12 protein-coding genes and 2 pseudogenes are annotated in these 16855 nt (G+C 70.7%); 5 read left to right on the top strand and 9 right to left on the bottom strand.

The annotated features are described in order from the left end of the window. Positions 1-103 precede the first annotated feature (103 nt). The 6 genes from ACFWPS_RS45295 to rhaI all read right to left on the bottom strand — a co-directional run bounded on the left by ACFWPS_RS45295 (position 104) and on the right by rhaI (position 7868). Positions 104-739: a lactate utilization protein C gene (locus ACFWPS_RS45295; RefSeq protein WP_383717715.1), complete on the bottom strand. Its 636-nt coding sequence runs from the start codon at positions 737-739 to the stop codon at positions 104-106. Beyond that, complete coding sequence (locus ACFWPS_RS45300) at positions 736-2160, bottom strand: LutB/LldF family L-lactate oxidation iron-sulfur protein (RefSeq protein ID WP_383717718.1); 1425 nt, start codon at positions 2158-2160, stop codon at positions 736-738. Before ACFWPS_RS45300 ends, ACFWPS_RS45295 begins: the two co-directional genes overlap by 4 nt. Beyond that, positions 2157-2912, bottom strand: a complete 756-nt coding sequence (locus tag ACFWPS_RS45305) for a (Fe-S)-binding protein (protein WP_383717720.1) — start codon at positions 2910-2912, stop codon at positions 2157-2159. Before ACFWPS_RS45305 ends, ACFWPS_RS45300 begins: the two co-directional genes overlap by 4 nt. Further along, positions 2912-4402 (bottom strand): rhamnulokinase family protein, encoded by a 1491-nt coding sequence (locus ACFWPS_RS45310; RefSeq protein ID WP_383717743.1) that lies wholly within the window; start codon positions 4400-4402, stop codon positions 2912-2914. The genes ACFWPS_RS45305 and ACFWPS_RS45310 overlap by 1 nt, the downstream gene beginning before the upstream one ends. A 205-nt stretch (positions 4403-4607) precedes the next feature. Further along, the gene (locus ACFWPS_RS45315; RefSeq protein WP_383717721.1) at positions 4608-6647 is read right to left on the bottom strand and encodes a bifunctional aldolase/short-chain dehydrogenase; all 2040 of its coding nucleotides are present in this window, start codon (positions 6645-6647) and stop codon (positions 4608-4610) included. A 54-nt stretch (positions 6648-6701) separates the two neighbouring features. Continuing rightward, complete coding sequence (rhaI, locus tag ACFWPS_RS45320; protein WP_383717723.1) at positions 6702-7868, bottom strand: L-rhamnose isomerase; 1167 nt, start codon at positions 7866-7868, stop codon at positions 6702-6704. Positions 7869-8327: 459 nt separating this feature from the next. Here rhaI and ACFWPS_RS45325 point away from each other — a divergent pair, with 459 nt between their 5' ends. Then, a complete protein-coding gene (locus tag ACFWPS_RS45325) occupies positions 8328-9281 on the top strand; it encodes an alpha/beta hydrolase (protein ID WP_383717726.1) in 954 nt (317 codons plus the stop codon). A gap of 553 nt (positions 9282-9834) precedes the next feature. Then, on the top strand, positions 9835-10812 hold the full coding sequence (locus tag ACFWPS_RS45330) for an alpha/beta hydrolase (RefSeq protein ID WP_383717729.1): 978 nt from the start codon (positions 9835-9837) through the stop codon (positions 10810-10812). 85 nt (positions 10813-10897) lie between these two features. Here the strand turns inward: ACFWPS_RS45330 and ACFWPS_RS45335 are convergent, their stop codons facing one another. Both ACFWPS_RS45335 and ACFWPS_RS45340 read right to left on the bottom strand, forming a co-directional pair. After that, positions 10898-11398 (bottom strand): alpha/beta fold hydrolase, encoded by a 501-nt coding sequence (locus ACFWPS_RS45335; protein ID WP_383717732.1) that lies wholly within the window; start codon positions 11396-11398, stop codon positions 10898-10900. Positions 11399-11438: 40 nt separating this feature from the next. Then, a pseudogene (locus ACFWPS_RS45340) lies at positions 11439-11570 on the bottom strand (alpha/beta hydrolase); the annotation flags it as partial. Positions 11571-12091: 521 nt separating this feature from the next. Here ACFWPS_RS45340 and ACFWPS_RS45345 point away from each other — a divergent pair. The 3 genes and pseudogenes from ACFWPS_RS45345 to ACFWPS_RS45355 all read left to right on the top strand — a co-directional run. Further along, a pseudogene (locus ACFWPS_RS45345) lies at positions 12092-13081 on the top strand (flavin-containing monooxygenase); the annotation flags it as partial. A 5-nt stretch (positions 13082-13086) separates the two neighbouring features. Next, positions 13087-13908: an SDR family NAD(P)-dependent oxidoreductase gene (locus ACFWPS_RS45350; protein WP_383717745.1), complete on the top strand. Its 822-nt coding sequence runs from the start codon at positions 13087-13089 to the stop codon at positions 13906-13908. Further along, complete coding sequence (locus ACFWPS_RS45355; RefSeq protein WP_383717735.1) at positions 13905-15320, top strand: aldehyde dehydrogenase family protein; 1416 nt, start codon at positions 13905-13907, stop codon at positions 15318-15320. Before ACFWPS_RS45350 ends, ACFWPS_RS45355 begins: the two co-directional genes overlap by 4 nt. Positions 15321-15523: 203 nt before the next feature. Here ACFWPS_RS45355 and ACFWPS_RS45360 read toward each other — a convergent pair. Then, the coding region (locus tag ACFWPS_RS45360; protein WP_383717738.1) for an RICIN domain-containing protein at positions 15524-16855 on the bottom strand (1332 nt) is incomplete at its 5' end.

Here is a 16855-nt window from a genome sequence, read left to right on the forward strand (position 1 = left end):
GGGAGCATGGGGCGCTCAGGAGCGCGGGCCGAAGGCCGCTGACGGGGTCCTCGTACCGTGCCCGCCCGGGGCGCCCACGGTGTGAGGACCTCTGGGCCGGCCCTCAGCCGACCACGATGACCACTTGCAGGGTTCGTGGGCCGTGCACGCCTTCGACCCGGTCGAGTTCGATGTCACTGGTCGCCGACGGGCCGGAGATCCATGTCAGCGGGCGGACCGGATCGAGCCGGGGCAGGGCCTGGGGCACGGAGGCCACGATCTGGTCGGCCGCGCGGACGACGCAGACATGCAGGTCGGGGACGAGGGTCAGGGCACGGCGGCCCTGCCCGGGGCCGCCGTCCAGGACGATGGTGCCGGTCTCGGCGATCGCCAGGGTGCAGCCGGTGACCACGGCGTCGACGCCGTCGAGTTGGTACGGGGACAACGGACCGTCGTCGGGAAGCTGTTCGGCGTCGGTCATGGCCAGCCACGCGGTGGGCAGTCCCGGCGGGACGGCGACACCGCCGGCACCGTGTTCCGCGAGGAGGCGACCGATCAGGGCCGGGAGTTCGTCCTCCGTGGCACGGTGGACGACGGCCCGGTAGTCGGCGAGGTTCTCGTGCAGGAGGTCGAGGACCGTGTCCGGCACGTCGGGTGTATGGCTGACGAGGTAGTCGCGGGAGACCTCGGGGACGTCGGGCGCGTCGGCCAGCGCGCGTCGTACCCGGGTCAGAACCCGGTCACGGGAGGTGGCGGTCATCGGCGGTTCTTCCTCCACCAGTCGCGGAACGGTTCGGCGGGCATCTTCGGCAGGTCGCGGCTCTCGGTCCACTGCCGGGCACCGGGACCTGGCAGGCGGTTGGGATGCAGCCCGCGGGTCCTGGACGCGAGCCGTTCACCCGCCGCGAGTGCGGCCGGACGGTCCAGTACCCAGCCCGCCGCCTTGATCGCGGCCTTCTCCAGCCTGTGCCCGGCCCCGCCCTGGTCGGCGACGCGTTCCCGCAGGTGCACGAGGACCTCGGGGATGTCGATGGCGACCGGGCAGACCTCGTAACAGGCACCGCAGAGCGAGGACGCGTACGGCAGTGAGGCGTCGATCTCGCTTGCCGTGCCCCTCAGTTGGGGGCAGAGGATCGCGCCGATCGGGCCCGGGTAGACCGAGCCGTAGGCGTGTCCGCCGGCCCGCTCGTACACGGGGCAGACGTTGAGGCAGGCGGAGCAGCGGATGCAGCGCAGGGCCTGGCGGCCGACCTCGTCGGCGAGGGTGTCGGTGCGGCCGTTGTCGAGCAGGACGAGGTGGAAGTTCTGTGGGCCGTCCTCGTCGGTGGTGCCGGTCCAGGTGGACGTGTAGGGGTTCATGCGTTCGGCGGTGGAGGAGCGGGGGAGGGTCTGGAGGAAGACCTCCAGGTCCTGCCAGGTCGGCAGGATCTTCTCGATGCCGACGACCGAGATCAGCGTCTCGGGCAGGGTCAGGCACATGCGTCCGTTGCCCTCGGACTCGACGACGACCAGGGTGCCGGTGTCGGCGATCATGAAGTTGGCGCCGGAGATGCCGACTTTGGCGTGCAGGAACTTCTCCCGCAGGTGCAGGCGAGCGGCTTCGGCGAGTTCGGCGGGACTGTCGGTGAGCCCTTCGGGGGCGGGGCGGCCCCACTCGCTCATCTCGCGCTCGAAGATGTCCCGGATCTCGCCCCGGTTGCGGTGGATCGCCGGGACCAGGATGTGCGAGGGCCGGTCCTTGCTCAATTGCACGATCAGCTCGGCGAGATCGGTCTCGTAGGCCCGGATGCCCTCGGCCTCCAGAGCCTCGTTGAGCCCGATCTCCTGAGTGGCCATCGACTTGACCTTCACGACCTCCGACTCGCCCGTCATCTTGACGAGTTGGGTCACGATCTCGTTGGCCTCGTCGGCGTCGGCCGCCCAGTGCACGGTGCCGCCCGCCGCCATGACCGACTCCTCCAACTGCACGAGATAGCGGTCGAGATGAGCCAGCGTGTGGTCCTTGATCCGCTTGCCCGCCTCGCGCAGCTCCGCCCAGTCGGTGACCTCGGCGACGGCCTTCGCCCGCTTGGCGCGGATCGTGTGCGTGGCGTGGCGCAGATTGCCGCGCAGGGTCTGGTTGTTGACGGCCTCGTGCGCGGCCTTCGGGAAGGCCGGCATGCCGACGAAGGTTCCGCTCACTTCAGGGGCTCCTCTTCCGTGCTCGCGAGGATCTCCGCGAGGTGCAGCGGGCGCTGCGGGGCGTTCTGGCGGCGCAGCATGCCGCCGATGTGCATCAGACACGAGTTGTCGGCGCCGCACAGCACCTCCGCGCCCGTCGACAGCGAGTTGCGCACCTTGTCGGCGCCCATCGCCGTCGAGACGTCCGCGTTCTTCACGGCGAACGTCCCGCCGAAGCCGCAGCACTCCTCCGCGCCCGGCAGCTCGACCAGTTCCAGGCCCTTGACCGCCTGGAGGAGCCGGCGGGGTCTGTCGCCCAGGCCCAGCATGCGCAGGCCGTGGCAGGAGGGGTGGTACGTCACCGTGTGCGGGAAGTACGCCCCGACATCCGTCACCCCCAGCACGTCCACCAGGAACTCGGTCAGTTCGTAGGTCCTCGGTACGAGCGACGCGGCGGCGTCCGCCAGTTCGGCGCCGCGTCCTTCCGCGGCGGCCCTGGCGCCGATACGCGGGTAGTTGTCCCGCACCATCGCGGCACACGACCCCGACGGGGTGACGACATGGTCGTAACCCTCGAACGCGCGGGCCATGCGGCGGACCAGCGGTTCGGTCTCCCGGCGGTAGCCGGTGTTCAACTGCGGCTGGCCGCAGCAGGTCTGCGCGGCGGGGAAGTCCACTTCCACGCCGAGGCGTTCGAGCAGCCTGACGGTGGCGATGGCGGTGGACGGGTAGACGGCGTCGTTGACGCAGGTGGCGAAGAGCGCGACGCGCATCACGCGTCCTTTCCGGTCGGCGAGATCCTGGCCTCGGCGGCATCCCAGGCGGCCGTGTCGCCGCGAGGGGCGTACCGCCGCAGGTGCTGGGTGTCGGCGACGAGCCGGCGCATCGCGGGCAGGTCGCCGACCAGGCCGGCGGTCCTGGCCTGCACGAGGATGTTGCCCATCGCGGTGGCCTCGGTCGGGCCGGCGATCACGGGCAGGCCGGTGGCGTCGGCGGTCAGCTGGCAGAGCAGGTCGTTGCGGGAGGCACCGCCCACGAGGTGGACGTGGGTGATGTCGCGGTCGGCGAGTTCGGCGGCCTGACGGAGCGTGCGGCGATGGGCCAGGGCCAGGCTCTCCAGGATGCAGCGGACCACGGCTCCCCGACTGCCGGGGACTCGTTGGCCCGTGCGACGGCAGTACTCCCGGATGCGTTCCGGCATGTCGCCGGGAGGGAGGAACCCGGGGAAGTCGGGATCGATGACCGCCGCGAACGGCTCGGCGCGGGCCGCGTCGGCGAGCAGACTCGGGATGTGCGCGGGCAGGCCTTTGGCGGTCCAGGTGCGGCGGCACTCCTCCAACAGCCACATCCCCATGATGTTGCGCAGGTAGCGGATGGTCCCGTCTACTCCGCGCTCGTTGGTGAAGTTCGCGGCCCGGGACGCCTCGGTCAAGACCGGACGGTCCAGTTCGAGGCCGGCCAACGACCAAGTGCCGCACGAGATGTAGGCGAAGTGGGGCTCCGTGGCCGGCACGGCGACGACCGCGGACGCGGTGTCGTGCGAGGCGACGGTGGTGACGGGCGTGCCCGCGGCGAGACCGGTGTAGGAGGCGACGTGCGGCAGGACGGCCCCGGCCGGGTCGCCCGGGGCCCGCAGCGGCGGCAGCAGACCGGGGTCGATGGAGAGACGTTCCAGCAGGTCCTTCGACCAGGTTCCGGCTCCGGCGTCGAAGAGGCCGGTGGTGGAGGCGTTGGTCTCCTCGGCACCGATGGATCCCGTCAGCCAGTGGATCAACAGATCCGGTATGAGCAACAGGGAGCGGGCCGAGGCGAGACGTGCGCCGCCCGCTTCCGCGGCGAGCTGGAAGACGGTGTTGAACGGCAGATGCTGCAGACCGGTGATCTCGTACAGTTCCGCGGGCCCGACCTGGGACCAGACGCGTTCGGCGACTCCGTCGGTGCGGCTGTCGCGGTAGTGGAAGGGGTGGCCGACCGGCGAACCGAAGGCATCGAGGAGCCCGTAGTCCACAGCCCAGGTGTCCACCCCGACGGAGCTGACGCCGCCGGCACGGGCGGCCTCGCGCAGCCCGTCGAGCATGCCCTGGAAGAGGGCGAGGACGTCCCAGCGCAGCCCGTCGGGCAGCTCGACGGGGGTGTTGGCGAACCGGTGGGCCTCGGTGAGGTCGAGGTTGTCCGGTCCGACCCGGCCGAGGATGACGCGTCCGCTGGTCGCGCCGAGGTCGACGGCCGCGAACGTGGAGGGGAAGGCGGAGGACGGCGGGATGGTGCTCACGTGGGGTACCTCCGCGGTGTGCACGGTCGGCTGAAGCAGGACAAGGAGTGGAGCGAGCAGCTCGGGGAGAGGCTGCGAGAACAGGGCCGGAGCGCAGGGCGAGGTGGAAGTGTCGGCGGAGGTCTCCCGCCGGGACCGCCCCCGGGTCCGCCGTATCGACACGGCGGACCCGGGCGCGCTCGCGGAGCAGTGACCGTCAGCGGAGGAAGGCGGCCGCGACGCCGGCGTCGACGGGGATGTGCAGGCCGGTGGTGTGGGTCAGCTCCCCACCGGTGAGCGCGAACACGGCGTTCGCGACGTGCTCGGGGAGCACCTCGCGCTTGAGGATGGTCCGCTGGGCGTAGAACTCGCCAAGCTTGGCCTCCTCGATGCCGTAGGTCGCGGCGCGCTGGGCGCCCCAGCCACCGGCGAAGATGCCCGACCCGCGCACCACGCCGTCGGGGTTGACGCCGTTGACGCGAATGCCGTGCTCGCCCAGCTCGGCGGCGAGCAGACGGACTTGGTGGGCCTGGTCGGCCTTGGTGGCGGAGTAGGCGATGTTGTTGGGGCCGGCGAAGACGGCGTTTTTGGAGGCGATGTAGACGACGTCGCCGCCCAGCTTCTGCGCGATCATCACCCGGGCCGCCTCGCGGGACACCAGGAAGGAACCGCGCGCCATGATGTCGTGCTGGAGGTCCCAGTCCTTGGCGGAGGTCTCCAGGAGCGGCTTGGAGATGGAGATACCGGCGTTGTTGACGACGAGATCGACACCGCCGAAGGCGAGCAGGGCGGCCTTGAAGGCCGAGGTGATCTGCTCCTCGTCGGTGACGTCTACGGTCACAGCGACGGCCTTGTCGGGCCCGCCGAGCTCCTCGGCGACGGCGTCGGCGTTCTCGCCGTTGAGGTCGGCGACGACGACACATGCGCCCTCGGCGACCAGCCGCTGGGCGATGGCCTTGCCGATTCCGCTGCCCGCGCCGGTGACCAGCGCGACCCGCGTGGCGAGCGGCTTGGGCTTGGGCATCCGTTGGAGCTTGGCCTCCTCCAGGGCCCAGTACTCGATGCGGAACTTCTCGGACTCCTCGATCGGCGCGTACGAGGACACGGCCTCGGCGCCCCGCATCACGTTGATCGCGTTGACGTAGAACTCGCCGGCGACCCGGGCGGTCTGCTTGTCCTTGCCGAAGGAGAACATCCCGACACCCGGGATCAGCACGATCGCCGGGTCGGCGCCGCGCACGGCGGGGGAGTCGGGCAGGGCGTGCCGCTGGTAGTAGGCGGCGTACTCCTCCCGGTACTGGGCGTGCAGCTCTTCGAGCCGGGCGATCGCCTCGTCCAGCGGGGCGGTGGGCGGCAGGTCGAGGACGAGCGGGCGGACCTTGGTGCGCAGGAAGTGGTCGGGGCAGGAGGTGCCGAGGGCGGCGAGCCGGGGGTGCTCGGCCCGGGCCAGGAACTCCAGCACCGGCTCGGCGTCGTTGAAGTGCCCGACCTGAGGCTTGTCCTGGGAGGCGATCGCGCGGACGTACGGCGCGAGGGCGGCGGCCCGCTCCCGGCGCTCGGCCTCGGACAGGGCGCCGTACCCGTCGATGGCGGGCCCGAAGGGCTCGGCCTTGCCGCGTTCCTGAAGGAACGTCTCGGCGGTGCGGATGATGTGCAGCGAGTTCTTCTCGCACTCCTCGGCACTCTCGCCCCAGGCGGTGATGCCGTGCCCGCCGAGGACGACACCGATGGCCTGGGGGTTGGCGGCCTTGATGGCGGCGATGTCCAGGCCCAGCTGGAACCCGGGCCGCCGCCACGGCACCCAGGCGACGGTGTCCCCGAAGCACTCGACGGTCAGCTTCTCCCCGTCGGCGGCACAGGCGAGCGCGATCCCGGAGTCGGGGTGCAGATGATCGACGTGCGCGGCCTCGACGAGCCCGTGCATGGCGGTGTCGATGGATGGCACGGCCCCGCCCTTGCCGTGCAGGCAGTAGTCGAACGCGGCGACCATCTCGTCCTCGCGCTCCACCCCCGGGTACACGTCGACGAGCGCCCGCATCCGGTCCAGCCGCAGCACGGCCAGCCCGGCCTCGGTGAGCGTCCCGAGGTCACCCCCGGACCCCTTGACCCACATCAGCTCGACATCACCCCCGGTGACGGGATCGGTGTCGGTGCCCTTGGCGGACGCGTTGCCACCGGCGTAGTTGGTGTTACGGGGATCGGAGCCCAGCCGATGGGTACGGCCGAGGAGGGCGGCGGCTTCGGGATGGGGTGCCATGAGCGGATCTCTTCCTTGCTTGGTCGGGACCTTGCGGGTGTGCGAGAGGCGGGATCAGGCGCCCCAGCCGGCCTGGGTGCCACCGACACGTTCGGTGGTGATCCGCTGCTGCCATCCCGAGGCGCGGTAGGCGGCGAGCGGGTCGGGACCGAGGCCCATCTCCTCGCGGACCTCGCGCAGCAGCGGTCGTACGTCGGTGTTGTACGCGTCCATCAGCACGGCGTTCGCCTCCAGCACGTCGCCCGCGCGCTGGGCGGCCGTCAGCGCCTCGCGGTCGACCAGCAGTGCCTTGGCGGTGGCTTCCTGGACGTTCATGACCGACCGGATGACCGCGGGGATCTTCGCCTCGATGTTGTGGCACTGGTCGAGCATGAACGCCACGTTCGTCGCCGCCTCGAAACCGCCGTTCCGGGAGACCTCGTACAGGATGCGGAACAGCTGGAACGGGTCAGCGGACCCGACCATGAGGTCGTCGTCGGCGTAGAAGCGGGAGTTGAAGTCGAATCCGCCGAGCTTGCCCTCGCGCAGCAGGATGGCGACGATGAACTCGATGTTGGTGCCGGGCGCGTGGTGCCCGGTGTCGACCACGACCTGTGACTTCTCGCCCAGTTTCAGGCAGTGGGCGTACGCGGTGCCCCAGTCCGGCACGTCCGTGGTGTAGAAGGCCGGCTCGAAGAACTTGTACTCCAGCAGCATCCGCTGTCCGTCGCCCAGCCGGTCGTACACCTCGGAGAGGGCCTCGGCCAGCCGGTCCTGGCGCCCGCGGATGTCGTCCTGGCCTGGGTAGTTGGTGCCGTCGGCGAACCACAGCTTCAGGTCCGTGGACCCCGTGGCGTCCATGATGTCGACGCACTCCAGCAGATGGTCCACGGCCTTCCGGCGCACCTCGGCGTCAGGGTGGCACACGCTGCCGAGCCTGTAGTCGTCGTCCTGGAAGGTGTTGGAGTTGATCGCGCCCAGTTCCAGGCCGCGCTCGGCGGCGTACTTGGCCAGGGCGCCGTAGTCGCCCACCTTGTCCCAGGGGATGTGCAGCGACACCTTGGGCGCCACGCCCGTGAACGCGTGCACCTGGGCCGCGTCGTCCAGCTTCTCGTGGGGCGTGCGCGGTACGCCGTCCTGGGCGAAGACCTTGAAGCGGGTGCCGGAGTTGCCGTAGCCCCAGGACGGCGTCTCGATCCGCTGGCCGACGAGTGCGGCCTTCACCGCAGCGATGTCAGACATGTCCACCTCGGGTCGCGAAGCAATCCCAGAGCGGGACCGGGATTGGCAGTGTGATGAAACGATTCATTTTCGGGCTGGAAGGTAGCCTCTGCGGCGGCTCCCGTCAAGCGACGCCCGACGGCCTGACCGGGCCTCGTCGCGCCGTCGGGCGGCGATGATCGATCCGTGAGATTGCGGCGTACCAGCACTTCAACGGCGTGTATCCGGTGCGCCGACGGGGTGCCGACCTGCTCGTCGATGGCGGAGCACTCACCTCTTGGGGGTCGTCGATGATAGTGGTTCCGGCCCCTCGCTGGCGAGTTGAAACATTTCAAATCTCCGCATCGCTACCGCTGTTCTCCCAGGCAATAGAAACCTACTAATGTTCGGGATTCAAGGCTACGATCCCTCGTGTACGACGTCACGGCCACGTGACGACAGGGATCCCCCGTCCGGGGTGCCGACAAGGAGCCGCCCGCCATGCCCAGTGCCACCTATGCCCTGATGGAGGGCTGGTTCCAGGACGCCGCCGCCCAGCGCGGGCCCATGAACCTCGCGGCGGACCGTGAGCAGGCGGCCGGCCTCGCGGACATGTACCGTCCGCTGCCCGGTGTCGTCGAAGAGCCGGCCGAGGCGCTCAGGGCGGGCTCGTACCTGATGACTCCGGACGGGGCTCGTGACGACCTGGTGGTCCTGTTCATCCACGGCGGTGGGTTCCGCTCCGGGCTCGCCAGGGGGTCACGGGGGCTGGGTGCGCACCTCGCCCTGGCGACCGGGGCGCGGGTGCTGCTGCCGGAGTACCGGCTGGCTCCCGAGGATCCTTTCCCGGCGGGACTCGACGACTGCCTGGCCGCGTTCGACCATGCTGCGTCGATCGCGCCCAGGGTCGTGGTGGCCGGGGAGTCGGCGGGTGCCAACCTCGCGCTCGCGGTGCTGCTGCGCCGTCTGTCGGAGAAGCACCCCGGCATCCTCGCGGGGGTGCTCTACGCCGGTGTGTTCGACCTGCGCGAGGAACGGTTCTCCGAGGGGAGCTGGACCGGCAACGCGGACACCGACCCGCTGCTGCCGCACGAACTCGGGCAGGCCATGCACGACGACTACCTCGCCGGCCACCCCGCTGACGACCCTCTGGCCAGTCCCGTCGTCGCCGACCTGACCGGTCTGCCGCCCTTGTTCATCCAGGTGTCCGGCGCCGAGCGCCTTCTGGACGACTCGCTGACGGTGGCCGACCGGGCGGCCCGGGCGGGCGTGGAGGTCGACCTGGAGGTGTGGCCGAAGATGTTCCACGTATGGCAGACGGCGACCGGGTTCCTGCCCGAGGCGACCGAGGCGGTGGCCCGTACCGCCGCGTTCGTGCGGCGAGTCGCCGACGGCCGCTTCGTCGACGGGGCGTCCCTGCTCGGCGGCCCGGCGAGCCTCGAAGAAGTTCTGTGAGAGCGGCTCACCGGATGTGACGCTGCGAGGCGAGGCCGCTCGGTACATCCGTGGCCGACCTTTCGAGGCGGGCGGCGGTGCCGTCGCCCGTGAACGTGGGGTCGTCGGACCTGCGTCATCGACCGCGAACCCGGTGTCCTCGACCGCCTGGCGTCGCCACCGGTGGAGGAGGGGCGCCTGCGGGGCTGCCGCGTGCGTTGGGCTTGGAGCCGACCGGGTGCCACTTCGCTCGGAGCCGGCCGGGCGCCCGACGGCCGAAGCCGTGCCCATGGTGTCGATCGGCGGCGACTTCTCTGGATGTCGGAGCGAGACGTTGCGCTCGCCGGAATGAGCGGTCGGGGTGCCGAAGCCGGCCGTCGCGGAGCCGAAGCGGTCTCCGTGGGGTACGTGGCCCGTCGGGAACGTGTCCTTCCGGCGATGGCCCCGCAGCCCGAGCCTGCCGGGCCTGGGAACCTCCGGCATCACACCCCGGCCCACCCCCGTACCCACCCCCCCGCACCCCCACCGTATGACCGGCCGCTTGGACGCCGCGGCCACGAACTGGAGATGCCCGATGACCGATCCTGACCTCGTACCCGCCACCGGGAGTGCCCGTCCGTTCGAGCACCTGTCGACCGGCTCGACCTTCGCGGACATCGTGAACCACCCGGCGTTCGCGGGCTTCGGCGACTACATGGTGCCCTGGGAGTCCGGCGAGACCGCCGAGATCACGCGCCCCCTCACCGTCGAGGCCCTCGCGCCGCACCTGGGAGCCTGGGACCCCAGGACCATGGTCGACGGTCTCAACTTCCTCATCGACCTGGTCAACCAGGGCAGGACCATCTTCCATCCCCTCTACAGCGAGGGAGAGATCGCCGCCGAACCGGACAAGGCCGCGGCAGGCCTGTTCTTCGTCCCCGGCGTCCCGGGCAGGCCGCTCGCGTTGGTCGCCGCGGGCGGCGGCTTCACCTCGGTCGCCTCGATCCAGGAGGGCTTCCCCCACGCCAAGGCCCTGAACGCGCTCGGATACAACGTCGCCGTCCTCAAGTACCGCATCAGCAAGGACGGCAATGACGAGAACGATGACAAGTCGGTGCCGCTGGCACGCGCGAACGAGGACCTGGCCCGGGCCATGAGTCTGCTCGCCGAACGTGCGGTCGCGTGGGACATCGGCCTGGACGACTACTCGGTCTGGGGCAGCTCGGCCGGCGGACGGCTGGTGTCGAGCTGGGGCACCGACGGACCGTTGGGGGCCCGCGCGCACGGGTTCCACCCGCCCGCCGTCATCATCACCGCGTATCCGGGCACCCCGTTCGGGCCGTACTCAGCGTCCTTTCCGCCGTACTTCGTCACTGTCGCCGCGGACGACGAGCTGATCTCCGTGGCCGCGCTCGACCACCTCGTCGACGACCTGCGTTCGCAGGGCGTCGACGTGGAGTATCGCAGAACCGATGCCGGCGGGCATGGATACGGTCTCGGCACGGGCACACCCGCCGACGGCTGGCTCGGCCACGCCGTCGCGTTCTGGCGCTCGCACTCCACCGCCGGCTGAGTACCCCGCGTCCTGCGTCCGGTCCGAGACTGTCGTACCGGCGCCGCGGGAAACAGTCGGCGGGGTGTGCGTGCGCCGCGCCCTGTCAGCCGTGTGACCTCAGATGTTCGAGGAGGAGGCTGTTCAGCGTCTCGGGAGCCCCCTCGGGGACCCAGTGGCTGACGCCCTCGAGGGTCTCGAAGAGGTACGGCCGGCTGACCCACCGCCCGGTGTCCCGTGCGGCCACCGGGCCGAACACGGCGTCGTCCGTGCTCCAGACGTACAGGGTGGGGAGGTCGATGACGCCGACCGCGCCGTCGGGCCGGCCGGCTCGGTACCAGTTCAGCGCAGCGATGAGCGCGCCGGGCTCGGACAGGTGCCGGGCGTGGGCGTCGGCGCTGGCCTGCGGGATCCTGCCCGCGTAGGCGGCACGCAGTTCCTCGGCGTCGTTCGCGAGCATACGGTTCTCGGTCGTCGGCGTCTCCCGCCAGTCGATCATGTACTGGGAACGCTTGCGCTGGTCCTCGTCGGTGCCCAGGGCCTCGGCGAGAGCGTCGGGGTGCGGGGTCGAGACGACCGTCAGGGTGCACACGACCGGGGTGGGCACTGGCGACCCACCACGCGACCGCGCCTCCCCCGTCATGGCCGAGGAGGTCGAACGTCGCCCAGCCCAACTCCTCCGTGATCGCGACCACGTCGTCGGCCAGGATGTCGATGCGGTAGTCCTCGGGCCGCTCGGGGCGGACACCGGGGGAGCAGCCGCGCTGGTCCGGTGCCACGCCACGGTGGCCCTGCGCGGCCAACGCCTCGATCTGCCGTTCCCACGCACGTCCTGTCTGTGGAGATGCTCAGCTCGGTCACGAGCCACTCCTTCACATGGATCAGTCGGTCGGTCTTCGATGACGGAAACGGAACGCACAGGTCGAGGAGGGTGGCCGGCGGACAGCCGCTCGCCGGTGCTGTCGCAGGACGTGCCCCGGGGCAGCGCGTCCCTCGCTTCTCCGTGACGGGCGCCGCCGAGCCTCGTGCTCTGCCTTGGCTGTCCTTGTTCTCCCCGTGCCCGGTGTCGATCGGAGCCTAGATCACCGATCTCCGCCCTCCGGGCCGGGCCACGAGGATCGAGCCGGGATCCCTGAGTCTTCACTGCCCGTATTCCGTTTCGACAGGGGTGCCGGGCAGGAGCGGCTAGCCGGCTGGCCGTTGAGGTCCCCTTCCTGGCCGCGCGGGTCAGTTCCCGCCCGTTCGCTGATACGTAGGTTCGCTGCAACACCTGGGACGTCGTTGCAAGGGAGGCGGACTGGTGAAGCGGATCCAGTACGACACGTGTGTGATCGGGGCGGGCCCCGTGGGCCTCGCGGTGGCCAGGGCGCTGGCGGAGCGGGATCTGCCGTACACCCACATCGAACGGCACACGGGACCCGGCGGGCTCTGGGACATCGACAACCCCGGCAGCCCGATGTACGAGTCGGCCCACTTCATCTCCAGCAGGACGCTCTCCGGCTTCGGCGGCTACCCCATGCCGGACCACTTCGCGGACTATCCGCCGCACCGGCAGATCCTCTCCCACCTGACGTCGTTCGCCGAGGCGTACGGGCTGAGGGAACGGATCGAGTTCGGCACCGAGGTCCGCGAGGTGATGAAGAACGCGGACGGCACCTGGACGGTCACCCGGGCCGACGGGCGGCAGAGCACGCACGGGCAGGTCGTGGTGTGTACGTGGGCACAGTGGCACCCCAACGTCCCCGACCTGCCGGGTCACTTCACGGGCGAGGTCCGTCACACCGTCACCTACCGCAGCGCCGACGTACTGCGCGGCAAGCGGGTACTGGTGGTGGGCGCCGGGAACTCGGGCCTGGACATTGCCTGCGACGCGGCGCGGGCCGCGGACCACGCGGTGATCAGCATGCGCCGGGGTTACTGGTTCATCCCCAAGCACCTGTTCGGCCGCCCTGTGGACACCATCGCCGCGAGCGGCCCCCATCTGCCGATGTGGCTGGAGCAGCGGCTCTTCGGCGCGCTGCTGCGGCTCGTCAGCGGCGACCCGCGCAGGCTCGGTCTGCAGAAGCCCGACCACCGACTGTTCGAGACCCACCCCGCCCTCAACTCCATGCTGATCCACCACCTCCAGCACGGCGACATCACGGCACGGCCCGCGATCGCCCGTACCGAGGGCCGGACGGTGCACTTCACCGACGGCACGAGCGACGACATCGACCTGATCCTGCTGGCCACCGGGTACGTCCACAAGGTCCCCGTCGCACAGCGGTACTTCGGTGACGAACAGCACCCCGTGGCATCGGCAGCGCCCTGTGCGACCGGTTCGCCTCCGGCGGTGCCCGCCTCGTCGTGGTCGATATCGACGAGGTGCGGGCCCGGCGGACCGCCGATGGCCTGCCCGGCGGTGGACATACCGGCCTGGGCTGCGACCTGCTGGACCGGGCCGCCGTGGAACGGATGGTCGACCGCGTCGCCGTCACCCACGGCCGGATCGACGTCCTGGTCAACAACGTGGGCATGACCAGCGCGGAACGCTTCGACGTGCGCAGCGTCGAGAGTATCGAGCGGGAGATCGACCTCAACCTGCTCTCGCCGCTCGTCACCACCCGGCTCGCCGTCCCACTGCTGAAGGCGTCAGGCGACCCGCGGGTCGTCACCACGGTCTCCCTGGGCGGGATCTTCCCGCTGGGCGAGACTCCCATCTACACCGCGTCGAAGTTCGGGCTGCGCGGCGCGATGCTCGCCATCGGCCTCGCCCTGCGGAGCAAGGGCATCAGGGCGGGTTCCGTACTGCCCTCGGCGACCGACACGAGGATGTTGCGGCAGGAAGCCGTGGACGGGGGCAACTCCCTCCAGTTCCAGGACCGGCCGCAACAGCCCGCGGACGTCGTCAGGGCGGCCGTGAGCCTCCTGGACCGACCCCGTCTGGAGGCCTACGTCAAACCCGGAGAGTCCCGTTTCGTGCGGCTGGCGATGCTGGTGCCGAACCTCCTGCCCCGGCTCTTCCCCCTGTTCCGCAAGCGGGGCGAGCGTGGCATGGCCCGCTATCTGGAGGACCTGCGCCGCAGGGGACTGGCCCGCCGGACCGGCGACCGATGGGAACTGGTGGAGGAAGCATGACCACGAGCACGTCCACGCTCAGGGTCGTCAATCCGACGACCGGCGAGCTGATCACCACCGTTCCCGCCGTCGGCGCGGCGGGGGTCGCGGCGGCGGCCGAGCGGGCGCATCGCGTCTTCGCGAGCGGTGTGTGGTCCGGACGGGACCCCAGGGAGCGCGCCGAGGTGCTGCTGCGCCTGGCCGACCTCATGGAACGCGACGCCGAGTCGCTGGCCCGGCTGGACAGCGAGGACGCGGGCAAACCGATCACGGAGTGCCGTACCGGCGACGTGCCCGCGGCCGTCGAGTCGGTCCGCTGGTTCGCGGAGGCGGCGGACAAGGTCTTCGGCCGGGTCGCCCCCACCGGCCGGGGCAGCCTCGGACTGATGAGCCGGGAGCCGGTCGGGGTGGCCGCGGCGATCCTGCCGTGGAACTACCCGCTGGCCATGGCCGCCTGGAAGGTGGGACCCGCCCTGGCCGCGGGGAACAGCCTGCTGCTCAAACCCGCCGAGGCCACTCCGCGCTCCGCCCTGCGGCTGGCCGAACTGGCCACGGAGGCGGGCCTGCCGGACGGCGTACTGACCGTACTTACCGGCCACGGCGCGGTCACCGGCACCGCGCTGGCCCGCGATCCGCTGGTGCGCGCGCTGTCGTTCACCGGGTCCACGGCCACCGGTCGCCGTATCCTGGCGGACGCGGCGGAGACCAACTTCAAACGGGTCTCGCTGGAGATGGGCGGCAAGAGCCCGCAGATCCTCATGGCCGACGCACTCGACTACGGCGACGAACTCATCGACGACATGGTCGAGGCCGCGTACCTGGCGATGCGTCAGAACTGCACGGCGGGCTCCCGCGTCCTCGTCCACCAGCCCATCGCCGAGGAGGTGCTGCACCGGTTCGCGACCGCCGCGAAGGGCCTCGTCATCGGCGATCCCGCCGACCCACGCACCCAGGTCGGACCGCTCATCGGCCGGCCCGCCTTCGACCGGGTCGCGGCCGCGGTGGACGCGGCCCGCTCCGCCGGGGCCCAGATCCACACCGGCGGCCTGCCGCACGGTCTTCCGGCCCGTGGCGCCTACTACCCGCCCACTGTGATCAGCCGTGCGCCGGCGGGGAGCGACGTGCCCACGAAGGAACTCTTCGGGCCGGTCGTCACCGTCCAGACCTTCACCTCCGAGGACGAGGCGGTACGGATGGCGAACGCCTCCGAGTACGGACTCGCCGCCTCGGTCTGGACCCGCGACCTCGACAGCGCGCTCCGGCTGGCACGGGGCGTCGAGGCGGGCGTGATCTCCGTCAATGCCTACAGCGAGGGCGACATCACCACCCCCTTCGGCGGCTGGAAGCAGTCCGGGTTCGGCGGCGCGGAGAAGTCCACCGACGCCTTCGCGCAGTGGACCAGGGAGAAGACGGTCTGGATCCGCACCCGGTGAGCTTCGGCGGGCGCCCCGAGCGGGGACCGACGCGCCCCTCCCGTGCGCCGGTCTCCTCGCGCCGCCGCGCCGGCACGGGCGTGGGGCCTCGACCCAAGGGCTCGGTCGGTACACGTACGCGGGCCGCACACCTTTCGACCGCGCCCGTCGCTCGTATACGGCCCCCTCCCGCCGTGCTCCACGGTGACGCGTGCACGGCCGGGTCAGACCTTGGTGATCTGCCATTGCTGTTGTGGGGCGCCCTGATAGGTCCACTGGTTGATGGTGGCGTTGTCGCCGGTGGAGGCCGCGTCCACATTGAGGGCGAGTCCGCTGAAGCGGTTGACGAGGAGGTAGTGGCCGTCGCCGGTGGGGGTGATGGCCCAGTGCTGCTGGGGTGCGTCTGCGTCGGTCCAGATGTCGGTGGGGCCGCCGTCGGCACGGGACAGGGCGGCGGTTTCGAGGAGGGTGCGGGTGGCGGTGTTGCGGATCTTGTAGTAGCCGTCCCCGGTGGGGACGAGGGTCCACTTCTGGGCGGTTGTCTTGCTCCAGGCGGACTGGGCGAGAGGGGTGCCGTTGGTGGTGCCGGTGGTGGTGAGGGCTTTTTCGCTGTGGCGGGCGGTGATGCGGTAGGTGGTGTTCTTCCCCTGGAAAGTGGTGCGTTGGAGCGTCGGCGTGCGGATGCGTCCGCCGATGCGGAGGTTGCCGATGTTGGCGTAGTCGCCGGTGGCGGCGTCGGCCTTGATGCGGACGAAGCCGGCGTCGCGGGCGGCCCACTCGGCGGTCTTGAGGGTGCGGTCTCCGGCCCAGGTGCCGGCGGCGACCTGGGTGAAGGTGGTGCCGTCGGTGCTGGTGGAGATGGTGTATGAGGTGATGTCGCCGTCGGTGGAGTTGGTGCGGTTCCACTGCTTGGGCAGGTACTCGAAGGTGGTGATGTTGTTCCAGACGCCGCCGAGGTCGATGGTGAGGGTCTGGGGGAGGGCCAGGCTCCAGGTGGACCAGCAGGTTTCGACGTTCTTGTCGCTGAGTCCGTCGATGGCGTTGAGGGGGCCTTCGCCGGTGTGGAAGGCGGTGGCGTAGGCGTTGACGGGGGTGACGGGGTGTTCGGCGCGCAGGGGCTGGGTGGGCAGGGCGGCGCGGGCGGTGTTGGGGCTCCAGGCGGCGCCGACTTCGGTGAGGCGGGTGACGATGTTGGTGTCTAGGCGGCCGTCGCGGTTGGGCGGGCAGTTGAGGATGAAGGAGGTGTACTTGGGTTCGAGGTCGGCGAGGTGGGAGAGGATCGACGCCTTGCTCATCGGGTCGGTCGTGGGTGTGCTGGGGTGCCAGAACCAGCCGTCGCTGATCGTCTGCCCCTGCAGGCCGGCGTAGGTGTTCCCGGCCGGGGCCGTGATGCCCAGCGGCTCCTCGAAGAAGATGGCGTCACTGAGGAACGGCACGGACAGACCGCCGATGTCGACCATGACGCAGTCCGGCTGCAGGGACTGAACCAGTGATCGGATGCGCTGGTAGGAGGCGGCCTGTTGGCCCATCTGCCAGGCGTAGCCGTCGGTGACGAA

Origin of the sequence: Streptomyces sp. NPDC058457, from assembly GCF_042720695.1 — a bacterium.
GTDB lineage: Bacteria > Actinomycetota > Actinomycetes > Streptomycetales > Streptomycetaceae > Streptomyces.

Excerpts from the sequence above, each read along its gene's own strand:
- ACFWPS_RS45295 (WP_383717715.1), bottom strand. The coding sequence starts at position 739 with ATGACCGCCACCTCCCGTGACCGGGTTCTGACCCGGGTACGACGCGCG.
- ACFWPS_RS45305 (WP_383717720.1), bottom strand. The coding sequence starts at position 2,912 with ATGCGCGTCGCGCTCTTCGCCACCTGCGTCAACGACGCCGTCTACCCG.
- ACFWPS_RS45315 (WP_383717721.1), bottom strand. The coding sequence starts at position 6,647 with ATGGCACCCCATCCCGAAGCCGCCGCCCTCCTCGGCCGTACCCATCGG.
- rhaI (WP_383717723.1), bottom strand. The coding sequence starts at position 7,868 with ATGTCTGACATCGCTGCGGTGAAGGCCGCACTCGTCGGCCAGCGGATC.
- ACFWPS_RS45325 (WP_383717726.1), top strand. The coding sequence starts at position 8,328 with ATGCCCAGTGCCACCTATGCCCTGATGGAGGGCTGGTTCCAGGACGCC.
- ACFWPS_RS45330 (WP_383717729.1), top strand. The coding sequence starts at position 9,835 with ATGACCGATCCTGACCTCGTACCCGCCACCGGGAGTGCCCGTCCGTTC.
- ACFWPS_RS45355 (WP_383717735.1), top strand. The coding sequence starts at position 13,905 with ATGACCACGAGCACGTCCACGCTCAGGGTCGTCAATCCGACGACCGGC.